The 17,178-nt window shown below is 30.9% G+C and carries 16 protein-coding genes; 12 read left to right on the top strand and 4 right to left on the bottom strand.

Translation table 11 applies throughout. The annotated features are described in order from the left end of the window. The first annotated feature begins 16 nt into the window (after positions 1-16). The 12 genes from mreC (at position 17) to PLW95_00720 (ending at position 10,813) form a co-directional block, all read left to right on the top strand. Positions 17-688 (top strand): rod shape-determining protein MreC, encoded by a 672-nt coding sequence (mreC, locus tag PLW95_00775; GenBank protein ID HOV21203.1) that lies wholly within the window; start codon positions 17-19, stop codon positions 686-688. Further along, complete coding sequence (locus PLW95_00770; GenBank protein ID HOV21202.1) at positions 666-1,148, top strand: hypothetical protein; 483 nt, start codon at positions 666-668, stop codon at positions 1,146-1,148. The genes mreC and PLW95_00770 overlap by 23 nt, the downstream gene beginning before the upstream one ends. Next, the gene (mrdA, locus tag PLW95_00765) at positions 1,118-2,890 is read left to right on the top strand and encodes a penicillin-binding protein 2 (protein ID HOV21201.1); all 1,773 of its coding nucleotides are present in this window, start codon (positions 1,118-1,120) and stop codon (positions 2,888-2,890) included. The genes PLW95_00770 and mrdA overlap by 31 nt, the downstream gene beginning before the upstream one ends. Continuing rightward, positions 2,877-3,962, top strand: a complete 1,086-nt coding sequence (rodA, locus tag PLW95_00760) for a rod shape-determining protein RodA (GenBank protein ID HOV21200.1) — start codon at positions 2,877-2,879, stop codon at positions 3,960-3,962. The genes mrdA and rodA overlap by 14 nt, the downstream gene beginning before the upstream one ends. After that, entirely contained in the window at positions 3,962-5,560 is a 1,599-nt protein-coding gene (locus tag PLW95_00755; protein HOV21199.1) for a TIGR03960 family B12-binding radical SAM protein, read from the top strand. Before rodA ends, PLW95_00755 begins: the two co-directional genes overlap by 1 nt. A 596-nt stretch (positions 5,561-6,156) precedes the next feature. After that, positions 6,157-6,711, top strand: coding sequence for an elongation factor P (gene efp / locus PLW95_00750; GenBank protein ID HOV21198.1), 555 nt, complete (start codon positions 6,157-6,159; stop codon positions 6,709-6,711). 8 nt (positions 6,712-6,719) lie between these two features. Continuing rightward, complete coding sequence (gene accB / locus PLW95_00745; GenBank protein HOV21197.1) at positions 6,720-7,145, top strand: acetyl-CoA carboxylase biotin carboxyl carrier protein; 426 nt, start codon at positions 6,720-6,722, stop codon at positions 7,143-7,145. Then, positions 7,142-8,497: an acetyl-CoA carboxylase biotin carboxylase subunit gene (gene accC / locus PLW95_00740; GenBank protein HOV21196.1), complete on the top strand. Its 1,356-nt coding sequence runs from the start codon at positions 7,142-7,144 to the stop codon at positions 8,495-8,497. Before accB ends, accC begins: the two co-directional genes overlap by 4 nt. A gap of 66 nt (positions 8,498-8,563) precedes the next feature. Beyond that, positions 8,564-8,941 (top strand): Asp23/Gls24 family envelope stress response protein, encoded by a 378-nt coding sequence (locus PLW95_00735; protein HOV21195.1) that lies wholly within the window; start codon positions 8,564-8,566, stop codon positions 8,939-8,941. Further along, positions 8,934-9,599 (top strand): histidinol phosphate phosphatase domain-containing protein, encoded by a 666-nt coding sequence (locus PLW95_00730; protein HOV21194.1) that lies wholly within the window; start codon positions 8,934-8,936, stop codon positions 9,597-9,599. The genes PLW95_00735 and PLW95_00730 overlap by 8 nt, the downstream gene beginning before the upstream one ends. Positions 9,600-9,800: 201 nt before the next feature. Next, complete coding sequence (locus PLW95_00725; GenBank protein ID HOV21193.1) at positions 9,801-10,037, top strand: hypothetical protein; 237 nt, start codon at positions 9,801-9,803, stop codon at positions 10,035-10,037. A gap of 68 nt (positions 10,038-10,105) precedes the next feature. Then, a complete protein-coding gene (locus PLW95_00720; protein ID HOV21192.1) occupies positions 10,106-10,813 on the top strand; it encodes a type I 3-dehydroquinate dehydratase in 708 nt (235 codons plus the stop codon). Between the two features lie 424 nt (positions 10,814-11,237). On the opposite strand, the gene PLW95_00715 is transcribed toward PLW95_00720, so the two are convergent. The 4 genes from PLW95_00715 to PLW95_00700 form a co-directional block, all read right to left on the bottom strand. After that, on the bottom strand, positions 11,238-12,635 hold the full coding sequence (locus tag PLW95_00715; protein ID HOV21191.1) for a hypothetical protein: 1,398 nt from the start codon (positions 12,633-12,635) through the stop codon (positions 11,238-11,240). 161 nt (positions 12,636-12,796) lie between these two features. Then, positions 12,797-13,453 carry a hydrogenase nickel incorporation protein HypB gene (gene hypB / locus PLW95_00710; GenBank protein HOV21190.1) on the bottom strand — a complete coding sequence of 219 codons (657 nt, stop codon included), beginning with the start codon at positions 13,451-13,453 and terminating at the stop codon, positions 12,797-12,799. A gap of 53 nt (positions 13,454-13,506) precedes the next feature. Continuing rightward, positions 13,507-15,957, bottom strand: a complete 2,451-nt coding sequence (locus tag PLW95_00705; protein ID HOV21189.1) for a hypothetical protein — start codon at positions 15,955-15,957, stop codon at positions 13,507-13,509. Then, positions 15,958-17,022, bottom strand: a complete 1,065-nt coding sequence (locus tag PLW95_00700) for a transglutaminase domain-containing protein (GenBank protein ID HOV21188.1) — start codon at positions 17,020-17,022, stop codon at positions 15,958-15,960. Positions 17,023-17,178 lie beyond the last annotated feature (156 nt).

The following is a 17,178-nucleotide window of genomic DNA, read 5'->3' as shown; positions in this document are numbered from 1 at the left end:
CATCTAATAGAAAATTATGATATGGCGATTTAGAAAAGAAATATTATTTTTTATTTTAATTTATTTTTCATTTCTTATTAATAAATTATATTTTTCAAGAAATTTTTCCAAAAATTTGGTCAAGAAAAACATTATAAATTATTCAGAAATAATAAATGAAAATGAACGACTTAAAAAAATCCTTAAATTAAATGAAGAAGGAAAATTAAATGAATTTATTGTTGGAAGAATTATAAATTTCATCCCAAGTTTATTTCCTGGTGAACTTGTTGTTGATAAAGGGCAAAAGGAAAATGTAGAAACTGGGATGGTTGTTATAACAGATGACCTTAATCTTGTTGGTAAAGTTGAAAGAGTGGAAGAAAATGTATCTTATGTTTCTACTATTTTTAATTCAAAAACAAAAATAAGTTCTGTTCTTTTTTCAACTGGTGAAGTCGGAATTATTGAAGGAGGAACAACTCCATTTGTTCTTTTAAAATATATTTCTTCTGATAGTAATATTAAAATTGGGGATGAGGTCTTAACTTCTGGTTATAGTAAAAGTTTTCCTGCTGGTATAAAAATTGGCAAAGTTGTAAAAATAGAAAAACAGACAAATTCATTATTTCTTAAAATTTATGTTAAACCATACTGTATGTATTCTTATATTAAAGAGGTACTAATTGGAAAAGAAAGGCATAATTAGAATTTTTGAAGTTTTTTTAGTTGTTGTAGGAATTCAGATTATATTTTCAATTTATTTTTCCCCTAATGTTGTCCCTTGTTTTTTACTTATATTCCTTTTAAATCTTGTGTGGGAAGGGAATATTGAAATTTCTTTGTTTTTATCTTTTGTTTCAGGCATAATATATGACACAATTAACAAATCAATTCCTGGTTTTAGTAGTATAATTTTTCTTATTATTGTATATATAAATTCTTTTTATAAGGTAAGGTCTTTTCTTATAAGAAATATTTTGGTTTTTATTTTTAGTCTAATGTATTTTATAATTTTACCAATGAAAATTGGGGAAGGATTTATGTGGAATAAACAGGTAATCTTAAAATATTCATTAATTTTTGCTATACTAAATGTAATTGTTGAATATTTTGTTTATTTGGGAAAGATATTGAAATGGAAAAAGAAAGACTTTTTTACAATTTAGTTAAATTTCTTGTAATAATTTTGGGTGTCTGGTGCTTTTTTCTTCAGGTTGTAAGATATGGATATTATTCACAACTTTCTGCTAAAAATTGTATAAGAACTATAAATATCGGAACTCCAAGAGGAGTTATTTATGATAGAAATGGAAAAATTCTTGCAAAAGATATACCTACTCTTAATCTTGTATTTATCCCTTTTGACATAAAAAATATTGAAAAAGAAGCAGAAATTTTATCAAATATAATTTCTTTTAATAAGTACTTTCTTATTGAAAAATTCAAAAAAAAATATACAAATCCTTATGATAGAATAGTAATAAAAAGGAATTTATCTATTGAGGAAGTTTCTCTTATTGAAGAAAATATTGATAATTTACCGGGTATTTTCCCTCAGGAAAGTATTGGTAGACAATATCCACTTGAAGACCAGACATGTCATGTTGTTGGATATTTAGGAGAAATTTCAAAAGAAGAATTAGATGCATTAAAAGACAAAGGATATAAAATAGGAGATACTATTGGAAAAGACGGGGTAGAAAGATACTATGATACCTTTTTAAGAGGAAGTCCCAGCGGAATACAGGTAGAAGTTGATGCTCTTGGACATTACAGAAAAGTTCTTAAAAAACAAGCAGGGAAAACAGGGAACAGTTTAATTTTAACTATTGATAGTGTTATTCAAAGAAGTGCATATAAACAATTAGGAAATAGAAGTGGTTGTGTAGTCGCAATGGACCCAAGAAATGGAGAAATTCTTGCTCTTGTTAGTAGACCCGGTTTTAAACCAGGAGAAGTAGAAAAATATTTTAATTTAGCAAGTCATCCTCTTGTGAATAGAGTTATAAAAGGTCAATACCCACCTGGCTCAATTTTTAAAATTATAACAGAAATATCTGCATTGGAGACAGGCGAAATTCAAGAATATGACAGAATTGAATGTAGAGGAGCAATGGAAATAAGAGATAGAGTTTTTCATTGCTGGAAAGATGAGGGGCATGGGTTAATTGATATAAACCTCGCTTTACCTTTTTCCTGTAATATATTTTTTGGCACATGTGGAATGAAGGTTGGAGTTGAAAAAATGCTTGAATATGCAAGTAAATTTGGTTTAGGAGAAAAAACAGGAATTGACCTTCCAGGAGAAAAAAGCGGGCATCTTCCTTTAAAAAAGGAAACAGACCCACTAAATTTAGCAATAGGACAGGGTCCAATTCTAACAACTCCAATTCAACTTCTATCTTTAATTTCAACAGTTGCAAATGGAGGTAATATCTGGGAGCCGTTTATTGTAAAAAAAATTGTTTCACCTGATGGAAATGTTTTAAAAGAATGTTCACCTTTTATCAATAAAACAGTCTTTATAAGTTCAGATACACTTGAAATTTTAAAAAAGGGATTAAGAAATGTTGTTCTTTTTGGGACAGGACATTTAGCAAATGTTGAAGGATTTGAAGTAAGTGGGAAAACAGGTACTGCTCAAAGAGCAGGGGGAGAAAGTGATTTACCAACTTATGGTGGATTTGTTTGTTATGCTCCAAGCAGTAATCCTCAAATTGCAATAGTTGTTTTTCTTGACCATGCTTCTTCCGCAGAAGCAGCATTAATAGCAGGAAAAATTTTAAAAGAGGTCTTCATACCTGAAAAAGGAAGAATTGAAGAAAATGGCGAAACAAATGAAGAAACCCAGGAAGAAAATAAAAATCCAATAGAGAAATCAGAGGAAATAGAAAATGGGATTATTTAGATATTTTAAAGAAAGGGATGATAGTACATTTATTGTAATTTTGACTTATATTCTTGTTATTATTGGATTACTTCTTCTTTATAGTGCTTCAAAAGGAATTATCTTCAAGTCGAGCTTTTTTGTTAAACAATGTATATGGGTTATTTTAGGAACAATTATTATTATTTTCCTAAATGGAGTTAATTATAGAGAATTAAAAAGGTTTGCCCCCATTTTATATTTTATAATTTTATTTCTTCTTTTAATAGTTCTTGCTACCGGGGAAAAAGGACCTTCAAGATGGATAAATTTGGGTTGGCTATATTTTCAACCATCTGAATTTGCCAAGTTTGTTTTGATAGTTGCACTTTCTGCATATTTAGAAAATAGAAATATTAGAAAATTTTCTGTTTTTTTTACATCTCTTTTGATTGTCTTTATACCTTTTATTCTTGTTCTTTTACAACCAAATTTAGGAACTGCTTTTATATTTATATTCATTTCTCTTGGTATCTTGTATCAGGCAGATATGAGTAGAAAACAATTTTTATCTTTATTTTTTATTGTTTTACTTTTAAGTCCTATTTTATGGTTTAGTATGAAGGGCTACCAGAAAGAAAGAATCCTTACTTTTATAAACCCTGGAAGAGACCCAATTGGTGCTGGATATAATCTCTTACAATCAAAAATAACAATTGGTTCAGGGGGACTTATAGGTAAAGGATTTTTAAAAGGAACACAGACAAAACTTGCTTTCTTACCAGAATATCACACTGATTTTATTTTTTGTGTTTTAGCAGAAGAATTTGGTTTTATTGGAGTTCTAATATTTCTTTTTCTTTATTATCTCTTTTTTAAAAAAATTATTGAGATTATTTCTTTTACAACAGATGAATTTGGGAAACTTCTTGCAACAGGAATATTAACTCTGTTTGTTGCACAATTTACAATAAATATAGGAATGACTATGGGACTTTTCCCAATTGTCGGTATACCGCTGCCTTTTATCAGTTATGGTGGTTCTTCTCTTATTACCTGTTTGATATGTATAATTTTTTTAAAAAATATTCAGGATAGTTGGTCTGTATTTTAATGGAAAATAAAATTACTCAATTATTATCAAAAGTAAAAAATCCTGCTTCTTATTTAGGCAAAGAAATAAATGTTTATATTAAAAAATGGGAAAAAGAAAAGGTAAAAATTGCCCTTTCCTATCCAGATATTTATTCAATTGGTATGTCATCATTGGGATTCAGAATTTTATATGGTATGTTGAATGAAAGGGATGATTGTATTTGTGAAAGATTTTTTTCTCCATTAGAAGATATGGAAGAAATTTTAAAGAAAGAAGATATTCCCCTTTTTACACTTGAAACAAAAACGCCTGTTATGGATTTTGATATTGTGGGGTTTAGTTTATCTTCTGAACTAAATTATACAAATGTTCTAAACCTTTTAGATATAAGCAAAATCCCAATTTTCTCAAAAGAAAGAGGTAATAATGAGCCAATTATTATTGCTGGTGGCAATAGTGTTTTCAATCCATTTCCAATTATTCCCTTCATAGATGTTTTCGTAATAGGAGAAGGAGAAGAAGCAATGGAAAAAATAGTTGAGACATATAGGGAATTAAGAGGAGAAAAAAGAGAAAAAATTCTAAAATGCCTTTCAGAAATTGAAGGTGTTTTTGTCCCTATGTCTCCAAAAAATAATATTAAAAAAGCAACTATTTTTGACTTTGAAAATTCTTATTTCCCTAAAAAATACCTTGTCCCACTGACTGATATTATCCATGATAGAATTTCTCTTGAAATAATGAGAGGATGTTATAGAAATTGTAAGTTCTGTCAGGCAGGAAAATGCTGGAAACCAGTGAGAAAGAGAAGTCCAGAAAAAGTGCTTGAAATTGCAAAAGAGACATTTGAAAAGACAGGATATGAAGAAATTTCACTTCTTTCTTTTTCAGCAGGAGACCATCCTGAAATTGAAAAAATTGTTAGTTTACTTGTTGATGAATTTAAAAAAAGAAATGTCTCAATTTCCTTTCCCTCATTACGATTGGATACATTTACTTTCCAATTAGCAGGCAAAATAAAAGAAATAAAAAAAAGTTCTTTAACATTTGCTCCTGAAACATCAGAAAATTTGAGAAATAAAATTGGTAAAGAAATGGGAAACACAAAATTGATTGAATTATGCCAAGAAGCAAGAGAAAGTGGTTGGAGACATATAAAACTTTACTTTATGATTGGGCTACCTGATGAAACAGAAAAAGATATTTCTGAAATAGTTAATTTAATAAATGATATTTCTAAAATAATTAAAGTAAATGTCTCTTTCAATACATTTATTCCAAAACCACATACTGAATTTGAAAAAGAAAAATTTATATCTCTTGATGGATATGAACAAAAGAAAAATTTTATAACTGAAAGCCATAAAAAAAATAGATATGTAAAGGTTGATTTTCATCCATATAATATGAGTTGTGTTGAATGTTTTCTCGCAAGAGGAGATGAAAAAATATCAAAGGTAATTTATAATGTCTGGAAAAAAGGTGGTAAGATGGAAAACTGGAATGAATTTTTTGATTTTGAAAAATGGACTGAAAGTTTTAAAGAAACAGGAATTGATATGAAAAAATACACAAATTATATTGAAAGCACTCCGTGGAAAATCATATCTTTATAAAAAAATAATAAAATCAGTTTTTCCCCTTTTATTGTTTTTATTGTCTATTTAAGTTATAATAATAAATAACCAGCCAACTATATTGCTGAAAAATAACGAGCAAAAGATTAAATCCCCCTTCTGTCTTTTTTAAACTGACTAAAAAAGGCGGGGAATAGCAGGGCAAAGTTGGTGTTTGATTTTCCCTTTTAATTCTCCCCTTTAAGCAAATCGACTGAGGTAGCAAAGTTTAGCAAGCAGAGTTGGTGCGTTATCGTCTCCCAGATAGCACAACGGAGATGAAGGGGGATTGTTAATAAAAATCCATCCCCTCGGGCATAGCCCAGAGAAATTCTGTGGACCCTACGGGCGAGCCGGCCTTCCCTCTACAAAGATAGACGGGTAAGCATTGGAAAGGGCGAGATTTTAAAATCCACCCCTGCCCTCCTTTTTTTAAAGGAGGGAGAGTATTCTCCCCCTTTATAAAGTGGGATTTCAGATAGCACAACGGGTTATGGAAATTTTGAAAAGAGATTTTGGAGTTTTCAGATAGCACAACAGGGAAAGAGGGAGATTAAAAATTTTGTCTTTCCCTTACAAAAGAAATTGGAGAATATATGAAAGTAATTGATTTAAGAGAAGGAAGTTTATTTAAATATGAAGATAATATTTATTCAGTACTTTCTTATAGTCATCTTACTCAATCAAGAGGTAGAGGTAAGGTATTTATCAAGGTTAGAGATATGAAAACAAACAAAACTGTTGAACTTACTTTCAGGTCTGATTTTGAAGTTGGAGATGTTTTCGTTGACGAAATTCCTTTAACCTACCTTTATAGAGAAGGAAATGTTTTTTATTTTATGGATAGTAATACTTATGAGCAGTTTCCTGTGGCAAAAGAAATTGTTGGAGAAAAAGAGAAGTTTTTAATAGAAAATGTACAAACATACGGTGCTTTTTTAGATGGAGAAATTATTGACATTATCTTACCAACAACTGTTGATTTAAAAGTTATTGAAGCAGAACCCGGATATAAAGGAGATACTGTCCAAGGTGGAAGAAAAAAAGTTAAAGTAGAAACTGGTTTAATTGTTCAGACGCCTTTATTTATTGAAATTGGAGATACGATAAAAGTTGACACAAGAACAGGCGAATACATAACAAGAGTTTAAATAATAAAATGAAAACAGATGAAATAAAAGTTTATGCTGAATTTATGAAAAAATATGACCTTGACTATCTTGAAATCAAAAAAGGTGATTTTCATCTTATTCTTGGTAAAAAAAGTGAATGGGAAACAAAAGAAGAAATAAATCCATCTGATATTTTAAAGAAAACAGAAGAACAAACTCAAAAAATAGAAAATATTGTTTATGTTAAATCACCCCTTGTTGGTACTTTTTATCGCTCTCCTTCTCCTGAAAGTCCACCTTTTGTTGAAGTCGGAAAAGAAGTAAAAAATGGAGATGTTCTTTGTATTCTTGAAGCAATGAAAGTTATGAATGAAATAAAAGCAGATGTTGACGGAACTATTAAAGAAATATTGGTTGAAAATGGAAAACCAGTTGAGTTTGGTCAGGTCCTTTTCGTAATTGAAATAAAATGATAAAAAAGGTTTTTGTAGCAAATAGAGGAGAAATTGCTCTCAGGGTTTTGAGAAGTTGTAAAGAACTTGAACTTAAAACAGTGATAGGATATTCAGAAGTTGATAAGAATTCATATCCTGTAAAATTTGCTGATGAAAAAATTTGTATTGGAGGAAGTTCACCTTCAATAAGTTATTTGAATATTCCTTCTATCATTAGTGCCATTGAAATAACAAAAGCAGATGCAGTTCATCCTGGATATGGATTCCTGTCAGAAAATATTCAGTTCGTTGATATATGTAATGCAACAGGAATAACTTTTATTGGACCCACCGCTGAAAACATAAAAACCATGGGAGATAAACCATTGGCAAGAAAAATCGCTAAAAAATGCAGAATTCCCATAATTCCTGGATATGAAGAATTTAATTATGATAAAGCACTCCATCATGCAAAAAAAATTGGTTTTCCTGTAATAATTAAAGCATCTGCTGGTGGTGGAGGCAGAGGTATGAGAATTGTAAGTAGTGCAGATGAATTTGAAAATTTATGGAACACCTGCTATGAAGAATCAAAAATTTCTTTTGGGGAAGGAGGCCTTTACATTGAGAAATTTCTTGAAAGACCAAGACATATTGAAATACAACTTCTTGCTGATAAAAAAGGAAACATATACCTTTTCCCGGAAAGAGATTGTTCAATTCAAAGGAGACATCAGAAATTAATTGAAGAAAGTCCTTCTCCTGTTATTGGTATAAAATTAAGAAGAAAATTACAAAAATATGCATATAAACTTGCAAAAAATATAAAATATCTAAATGCTGGGACCATTGAATTTCTTGTTGATAAAGATAAAAAACCATACTTTATAGAAATGAATACAAGAATTCAGGTAGAGCACCCAATTACAGAGTTAGTATCGGGCATAGACCTTGTTAAAAGTCAAATTTTAATTGCAAGTGGAGAAAAATTATCTTTCAAGCAAAGGGATATTGGAATACAGGCACATTCAATAGAATGTAGAATAAATGCTGAAGACCCTGAAAACAATTTTTTACCTTCTCCAGGGAAAATTGAAAAACTGTTTCTACCATCAGGTCCTGGTGTTCGTGTTGATACACATATTTTTGAAGGATATATTGTTCCACCTTATTATGACTCCCTATTGATGAAACTTATAACTTATGGAAGAGATAGAAATGAAGCAATTAGAAGGATGAAAAGAGCGCTTGAAGAAACAGTGATTGAGGGAGTAAAAACAACAATTCCATTTTATAAAGAAATAATGGATAACCCAGTTTTTTTAAGCGGCAGATATTATGTTGGCTATCTTGAAAATTACATTGCAAAAAAAGTAATAAACAAAAGTTAGAACATACTGAAAAGGAATAATATTCCAAGTCATTATAGTAAAATTGTTTAAAATGGAGAAGAAAATATGGAAAATGGTGAATTAGGAAGTGTAAGAATTGATAATGAGGTATTAGGAACAATTGCGGGAATTGCAGCAAAAGAAGTGCCAGGTGTTTATAAAATTATAACAAGTTTAGTAGGAGGAATTGCCCAATTAATTAGAAAAACACATGATGCTGGAATTAAAATTATAGTAAGAGAAAATGAAGTAAGTTTTGAACTCGGTATTATTATTGAATATGGAGTTGATATACCTGAAATTACCTATCAAATACAGAAAAAAATAAAAGAAGAAGTTGAAAGAATAACTGGCTTGAAAGTAATTAAAGTTGATGTTGTTGTTCATGGAGTTCATTATTCCCGTGGAAAACAAAAAACAGAAAAGGAGGGAGAAAATGATTGACCTTCATACTCATACAATTCTATCAGATGGCTGTCTACTTCCATCTGAACTTGCAAGAAGAGCAGAAGAAAAAGGATATAAAGTTATTGCTTTTACAGACCATATTGATTTTTCGAATGTTGAAATGGTTGTTTCCTCATTGGTAAGAGTTTGTGATAGAATAAATAGAAATTACAAAATAAAGACAATACCAGGTGTAGAAATTACTCATGTCAACCCAATAGATATTCCTGTTCTTGTCCAAATTGCAAAAAACATTGGTGCAAAACTTATAGTAGTTCATGGAGAAACAATTGTAGAACCAGTTTCCAAAGGAACAAATAGAAAAGGGATAGAAAGTGATATTGACATTTTAGGTCACCCGGGGATTTTAAGTGAAGAAGATGCAATTCTTGCTGCTGAAAAAAAAATTTATATTGAAATAAGTGCAAGAAAAGGACATTGTCTTTCTAATGGTCATATTGTTAGATTATGGTATGAATATGGTTTCCCAATTATTTTAGATACAGATACTCATTCACCAGAAAATTTAATAGATGATGAATTTGCAAAAAAGATAATAATTTCTGCTGGTATAAAGGTCTCAGATGTGAACACTGTTTTACAAAATAGTTATATTCTCGCAAAAAGCAAACTTGATATTGGTTTTGAAATCTAATAAGGGGAAGTGTCAGTTAATAAAAGAATACTTTGTTCCCCATTTTGACAAATGTTAAGATAAAAGAACATGGTTCTCTATGAGAACCGGGTTCTCCCCTTTGACAAACCGACTAAAGTTGCTTACCTTGTTTCTTAGAGTTGGTGCGTCATTTCCCCCTTTTAATTTCTCCCTTTATAAAAGGCCTGTCCGACGCGCTTTTTGGCGGAGAGATTAAGAGGGATTTTAAAGGGAATTAGAGGGGATTTTGATACTTCCCCCTTTAACAAAGGGGGAAAGAGAGGGATTTCAAATTTCCCCCTCACCCCAACCCTCTCCCCAGTGGGGAGAGGGGAAGAGAGAGGGGATGTATTTTCTTCTCCCCTTATCCTGTCCGACAAGATTTATGGCGGAGTGAGAAAGCTCGGAGGAGGGGGGATTTTGAGGGAATTTTATTAAATCCATCCCTACCTTTGTATTATTTAGAAAACGATAACGTACCAACTCAGATAAGTAAGGAAGAAAAAATGGGAAATTTATTGGGCAGTGACTTACAGAAGAAGATATGTGTGGTATTAACAGGAAATGAAGAAAACAGTGATATAGAAAAGTTAAAAGATATTGCATTGGTTGAATGTAGAATTGATGAATTTTTAAAAAGAAAAACAATAGATGAATTACCTGAATGGATATTAAAAATTAAAGAGAAATTAAATACAAAAATTATTGCAACTATTAGATGGTATAAAGAAAGTGGACAAAACCCATATTATATAAAAGACAAAGAACGACTTGAAATTTTTAAAAAAATAATTACTTATGTTGATTTTATTGATGTAGAACTTAAAAGTAGAATTTTAAAAGAAGTGACTGAAATTGTGGAAAGTCAAAATAAAAAAGTTATTGTTTCATACCACAATTTTAAAAAAACACCGAATGAAAAAAAGTTAAAAGAAATTGTAAGAAAAGGAAATAAAGTTGGTGATATAGTAAAAATTGCAACTTTAATAAAAACAGAAAAAAATCTTTTTGACCTTATTAAAATTACATATACTTACTCAAAAAAAATCCCTTTAATTATAATTCCAATGAACGAAAATCCATTTGTTCGGTTTATTCCTATCTTTTTTGGTTCACTCTTTACCTATGTTTCTCTGAATACCAAAGTTGCTCCAGGGCAGATTTCTTATTTTGAATATTCAAATTTTATTTCCAAACCAGTACCTGATAAATAAAGAAGTGGAGAATAAAAAAGAAAGGCAAATCCCTCTCACTCCCTTTGACTTATCCCTTCCCCATAAGTTCCCCCTTTAGTAAACCGACTAAAGTTGCTTACTCTGTGCCTCAGATTTGGTGCTTTATTTCCCCCTTTGAAAAAGGGGGTAGGGGGATTTCATCCTTCTCCCCACTGGGGAGAAGGTGGGGATGAGGGGGATTTTATATTCCCCTCTTTAGAAAAGAGGGGCAAGGGGAGATTTTAATAAAATCCATCCCTACCTTCCCTTTATAAGGGAAGGAGAGATACTTCCCCCTTTAACAAAGCCTGTCCGACATGTATTATGGCGGACATGCTTTTATAAAGGAAGGAGAAAAACTTCCCCCTTTGAAAAAGGGGAAAATTACTTACTCCCTCCTTAGAAAAAATAGGGGGTAGGAAAGTTAAAATTTGGAAACAGAAGTATAATTTATTACAAATTCTTTTTCTGGAAGTACCTCAACAAGAAATTTTATGGTATTAGCATCAACTTTTTCATAATTTTGTGAACCTTTAGTAATTTCCCAATCACCATATAAATGCTCAATCACTTCTATTTCAACTTTCTCTTTTTTGTGATTCCTTAATTTTATCTGGTATGTATCACTATAGATATTACTTGAAATTTTATTATGCTCTAAAATTATCCTTTCACCTTTTATATCAAACGCACTTCCAATTATAAGTTCAACTTTTTCATTTTCTGGTGTATGGTCAATATTATCTTCTCCTATAAATTGAGTAGTATTTTCTGTATCTTTTTTATAAAATCTAACTCTTCCCTTTGGTATGGGCAAACCCAAATTATTTTCCTTCTTATTTTCAAAAACAATATGAATCTCAACTTTATCATTGTAAGGGACAGAACGCCAACTGTCATAATGATAATATCTATTGGCCGCCCCATCATATATAAACTTTTTCCTGACAGGAACATTGGCCGAGGAAAGAAAAGTTATTTGTTTTGTTTGATTATTTTTAATAGTTGTTTGTCTTGTTAGAGTATAGAGGTGGTATTCAAAAAATGGACTTTCAACAAATTGAGGAGCTGCCTGTGCAGCAAGAACTTTTCCAGCAGGCATTGCATATTCTCTGTATTGAGAAATTTTTCTAACATCTCCTGCAACAAGTTTCAAATTTGCATCTTTATATGTTACTCCTGACCTATTATCAATTGTTACCCAGCCAGTTAAATCCATTTTTTTATCATCTGGTGAAAGTTCTGCAACATAATCTGCTTTCCAGTTTATTCCATCAGTAATATATTTAAGTTGAAGTATATGAGATACCTCTTTATTATTTCTTATTTCAAGAACAAGAGTTGGTTTTAAAATTAAACCTTCTGGAATTTCAACAAAAGTTATATCCCTTATATTTTCTCTGTTGAGCATAAATACATTTTCTTCTTTTGACTTGATTATCAATTGACCACTATTAAAACTTAAAAGTTGTCCACTATACAATTGCCCATCTTTTGTAATTACCTGAATATTTTTTTCAATATACTTGTTTAAAAGTTTATCAGGATTAAGCAGGTCATATTCAAAATTCTGTTCAATTACACTCAATAACCCCGGATAATTTAATGAAGAAAAAGAAACACTTGTTGGGTCAATTAAAGATGCAATATCTGTAAATTTAAGAATTGACTCTCCTTTTTCAATTTTCCCTTCTCTTACATCTGAAACAAGAGCAAAATTCTGGTTATAAATAGTCAAAGAAACTCCTTTCTCTTTCAAATCACAAGACCCATAAGAAACAAATAAAACACTCAAAACAACTGCACAAAATAATTTCTTCATTTTTTCTCCTTTCCCCTTCGGGGTTCTGCCAAAATTACCTTGTCTTTCTCTTTCTACATCCATCCCATCCTTCCCCTCTCCAAAGATAGACGGGTAAACCTTATTAAGAGAAAAAACTTTTTGAAGGTAATAGGTTATCCGTTAACAAAGTAATGGAATACTTAATTATTCAAGAGTTTATTTTCAAAAAAATTAATCCATTTTTCAAAGTTATCCCCTCTTCTTGCAGAAATTTCAAAAACAACAATATGAGGATTAACCTTTTTTAAGTTTTTTAAAAATGTATCTTTTTCAAAATAATTATCTTCTATATCAATTTTATTCAGTAGGCATATTTCAGAAATATTAAACATCAAAGGGTACTTAACTGGCTTATCACTTCCTTCTGTTGTACTTGTAACAACTATATTAATTTTATTACCTAATTTAAATTCAGCAGGACAAACAAGATTTCCAACATTTTCAATAAAAATAATATTAAGATTTTCAAGGGGTAATTTTTCAATCCCTTTTTTAACCATATTTGCATCTAAATGGCATGCACCACCTGTATTTATTTGAACAACAGGAATACCAAGTTTTTCAACTCGTTGACTATCTAAACAACCGGCAATATCACCTTCAATAACACCTATTTTATACTTATCTTTTAATTTTTTTATCATCTCTTCAATTATGGTTGTTTTTCCACTACCAGGGGAGCCCATAAAATTAAAAGAAATAATTCCTTTTTTTTCTAATAATTTATAGTTCTCCTGTGCAATTTTATCATTTTCTGCAAAAACACTTTCTTCAATCTTTATTATTTTTATTCCCATTTATTTCTCTCCGAATTTTCAATTTTACTTCAAAAGTTATTACTAATTCTTATCTACCTTTTTTTTTGAAGTATAGTTTTACCAGCATCAACTGATATTTTTTCCCCGTCCAAGGAAAGAATTTCTTTGGCTCGCCCATTGTTTGTTATATAAACAAGTCCTCCTGGTAACGCAGATACTATAAAAAATCCGTTGGTTTCTATAGAAAATAATGACTCCATGAAAAGTGATTGCCCTTTAATTATATCAACTTCATAAGATACTTTTCCATTTTCTATTTTTGTAATTCCGGGAAAAACAGATATAGTTTTTTGACGTTTAAATTCAATAGAATATGAACCTGAACAAACATCTAAATTACCTACAATGAGATTATTATCTGTAAGAGCTCCCCAAATACCTTCAGAGCAAGACAGAGGTGTGATAAATAATTGTTTTGGGGTATCCTTGTGATTTTGTCCAGGGATAAACATGAATAAAATATCTGCAATTATACTATTTTTTTTATAAAAATTTTTCTTGTTATGCATATTCAAAAAGAGTTCATCGGTAACAGCGTGATATGGTTTAAAAAAGTGGCGATTATGGTAAAGTGTCTGGTGCCCCTCAGATGCAATAATAATACCCATCCTATCATCAAGATTAAGCCAGGGGGGGCTTTTAAGTTCTACTTTTTTGTCATATTTGGAATTTGGTTTGACCATACTTGGAAAGTTATACACTCCTGATGGAGTATATAACTTGCGAGAACCTGTGCAGTTTATTTTAAGTTCAGGAAATCTCTCATTCATTATTTCAATATATCCTTGTTGAATATATTCCACAGTGCAGCCCTTCAATGCCCAAAAAACCTCCTTACAGACAAACTTACCATCAGGCAATGAAGCAAGCATAATATCCTGTTTGATACATCCATCATTAAGTATTACCCTCATAATGGCTGTAAAACCATCTTCCTTTTCATTGATATGTATATATTCAACTTTAAAATGTTCAGTATATCCCTTAACTTTTATTTTCCCCAATATAGAATTAAATGAGGGGGCAATTGTCAAAAAACCATCAGATGTAACAGGAAGTGCCATAATCTGATTGCGCCAACTAAATGAGGTCTGTCCATTTTTATGTTTATGAAAAATAAATCCTGAATGAGGATATTTTCTAACCCCAACATATTTAGCAAAAATAATTTTTTGAGAAGGGACTTTCATAATTTTTTCTTTTGCACATATACGATGAGCAAGATAAAGAGGAACAAAATTACAAATCTGGTGTTCCCATAAAAGCATAGGGTCCTGTATATTATGACAATATTGAACTATATCAGGATGCCACATTCTTCCTTTATTACCTTTTATTATTTTTTCTGCAAGATTTAATGCAGCATTTTCAAAATATGCCCCTTCTTTATCTTTCAGGTATAAGTGAGCAAAACAATGAACACTTGGTAAACCAGAAGGTGTTAAATAAGGCCAATCCATCCCCTGCACAGGATGAACTATACCATTCTTATCAGAGAGAAATTTCAAATTATCATATACTTCCTGCCGGTGCCAATACCAGTGTGAGGGCTCTTTTCTTCCAAATAAACGGTATAGATTGATAATATCTCCTAAAATAACAGATGCTGTGTAATTAGGATGTACTATACCGTGATTTTCTGCCATAAAATCTGGAAGAAAAGTAACTTTCTTACTACATAGTTCTCTAATACTTTTCTTCTTATCTATCTTGTCTATTTTTCTATCATCATGTAGGTCATCAGGAACAATAGCAGCACAAAACATCCAATGTTTTGCAGATTCTTCCCATTTTTTTGCATCTTTATGATTTTCTAAAAAAAGCATTGCAGCAGTCAGCCCTAACGAAGTCCAAGTATTTTCTTCTGCTTGAGTATCATAATAAACTCCTGATTTAGGAGACATATCTACAAAACGCTCCAAGTAATCAGCACAAATTTTTGCTATCATCATCCATGTTTCTCTATCAATCCATTTCCTTAGTATTAATGCAGAAATTACTATCTTATATAAAGTAACACCACACTGACTTTCAGGGAAAAATCCCTTTCCTTTCTCTCCCCATTTTGTTCCAAAAAGAGTGGCATTTCCTAACCCTTTTTCAGGTCTTACACAATCTTGAGGACCTGTATCATGTGTGAAACACAGATAACGCAGTGCCTTAACTGCTACATTTATTAGTTGCTTTTTTGTATATCCTGTTACTTTTTGGTTATATTCTGGAGAAGAAACCACCGCAGCAATGACAAATAATGGGGAACTTGTTTCCATCCCATACCAGAACACTCCACCAAAAAAATGTCCACAGTGTGGACAAACTTGCCAATCGTGAAAATACTCCATACCAAATGAGATCCAATTTTGCATAATTGATAGATACCTTCTACTCATAGATGTTTCTATTGCTGGTATGCAAAGATGTTGCCGTTGTGTTGTATCTTCATAACTAACTTGAATTTTTTCGCTTTTTTGTATATTTTCCATTTATTTCATTTTTTGATAATTTAGTTTCACATCCCAACCAGTAAAACAACTAAATTCCTGTTTTGGGCATTTGTTGAGAGGTAGCAATTTTTCACTTTTGTTTTCCATATTATATATGAGAAGTTTAAGTTTTTCTCGTCTTTGTTTTTGATTTATAAATATCTGAAATTCTGCTAAAGTAAGAGGTCCTATATTACCTATCCAGGCACCTAAGGCATAATACCTTAAATCCATCCATATCCAATGGTTTAAACCATTATCAAAAATCTCAGTTGTGCCATGACAAGAGCCTCCTTGAATTTGTATATTCATCTTTTTACATTTTTCCGAATTATTACGATTAAAATAAATTTCATTTATTCCACAACTCCGGGCAGGAATACCAAGTGAATTACAGGCATGAACAAAAATAGCCATAAAATTACTGCAATATCCTTTATCTTTGCCTGATACCATCCTTTTATACTGCTCAAATGGAGGAACATTCATTGCATCAGAAGGAAATCCAGAATGTGGCCAAAGGTCATGCATAAGTGTTTTGGCTAAAATTTTGGCTTTCTCATAATCTGTTTTTTCATTCTCTACTAAGGAACCCCATTTGTTCAAGGCAAACTTTTTTTCTTCTTCAGTAGGAGTTACCAACCAGTCATCTACTGAACCAGTTCCAATATTAAGAATAGGGTCATTATAAAGTGCTATGATGTGAGGATGCCCTGTCATTTTCTGGGATGCATAAAATTTTGATGGATAGCATTTGATATTTATTGTATAAATTTCAGTTTCTTTACTATCTTTAAAAATAGGTTTTATTTTATATATAGCATCTTGAATTTGGTCATTATCAATAAATTTCACAGTAATTGTGTTATTTTTGAGTTTACTAAAATCATTCTGCCCAGTAGAAAATAAAAAATGGGAGACAGTGTTATTTGGTGAATATAACACAATTTTAATCCCAATGTCATTGCCATGTAGTTCTTTTATTGACTTAATTGCAACATTTTCTCTTCCGTAGTAAATATCATAATATTTCCTTGGAATAAGTATAAAATTTTTTGTTTTCATTTTCTTTCTCCTTGTGTATAAAATGGTTCTGCCAAAATTGGCTATAGCTTTTATAATGCCTTTCTTTGTCTTTTAAGGTTTTTATATGTCTTTATATCCCTCCCCCTATTTCCCTCCTTCCTTCCTTTCTTCCCTCTCCCCTGCGGGGAGAGGCTC

Source organism: bacterium (assembly GCA_035370465.1).
Classification (GTDB): domain Bacteria; phylum Ratteibacteria; class UBA8468; order B48-G9; family JAFGKM01; genus JAGGVW01.
This window is presented reverse-complemented; position numbering and strand designations above follow the sequence as displayed.

Excerpts from the sequence above, each read along its gene's own strand:
- PLW95_00735 (HOV21195.1), top strand. The coding sequence starts at position 8,564 with ATGGAAAATGGTGAATTAGGAAGTGTAAGAATTGATAATGAGGTATTA.
- PLW95_00755 (HOV21199.1), top strand. The coding sequence starts at position 3,962 with ATGGAAAATAAAATTACTCAATTATTATCAAAAGTAAAAAATCCTGCT.
- rodA (HOV21200.1), top strand. The coding sequence starts at position 2,877 with ATGGGATTATTTAGATATTTTAAAGAAAGGGATGATAGTACATTTATT.
- mreC (HOV21203.1), top strand. The coding sequence starts at position 17 with ATGATATGGCGATTTAGAAAAGAAATATTATTTTTTATTTTAATTTAT.
- PLW95_00705 (HOV21189.1), bottom strand. The coding sequence starts at position 15,957 with ATGGAAAATATACAAAAAAGCGAAAAAATTCAAGTTAGTTATGAAGAT.
- accC (HOV21196.1), top strand. The coding sequence starts at position 7,142 with ATGATAAAAAAGGTTTTTGTAGCAAATAGAGGAGAAATTGCTCTCAGG.
- PLW95_00720 (HOV21192.1), top strand. The coding sequence starts at position 10,106 with ATGGGAAATTTATTGGGCAGTGACTTACAGAAGAAGATATGTGTGGTA.
- PLW95_00700 (HOV21188.1), bottom strand. The coding sequence starts at position 17,022 with ATGAAAACAAAAAATTTTATACTTATTCCAAGGAAATATTATGATATT.
- efp (HOV21198.1), top strand. The coding sequence starts at position 6,157 with ATGAAAGTAATTGATTTAAGAGAAGGAAGTTTATTTAAATATGAAGAT.
- PLW95_00730 (HOV21194.1), top strand. The coding sequence starts at position 8,934 with ATGATTGACCTTCATACTCATACAATTCTATCAGATGGCTGTCTACTT.
- PLW95_00715 (HOV21191.1), bottom strand. The coding sequence starts at position 12,635 with ATGAAGAAATTATTTTGTGCAGTTGTTTTGAGTGTTTTATTTGTTTCT.
- accB (HOV21197.1), top strand. The coding sequence starts at position 6,720 with ATGAAAACAGATGAAATAAAAGTTTATGCTGAATTTATGAAAAAATAT.
- mrdA (HOV21201.1), top strand. The coding sequence starts at position 1,118 with ATGGAAAAAGAAAGACTTTTTTACAATTTAGTTAAATTTCTTGTAATA.
- hypB (HOV21190.1), bottom strand. The coding sequence starts at position 13,453 with ATGGGAATAAAAATAATAAAGATTGAAGAAAGTGTTTTTGCAGAAAAT.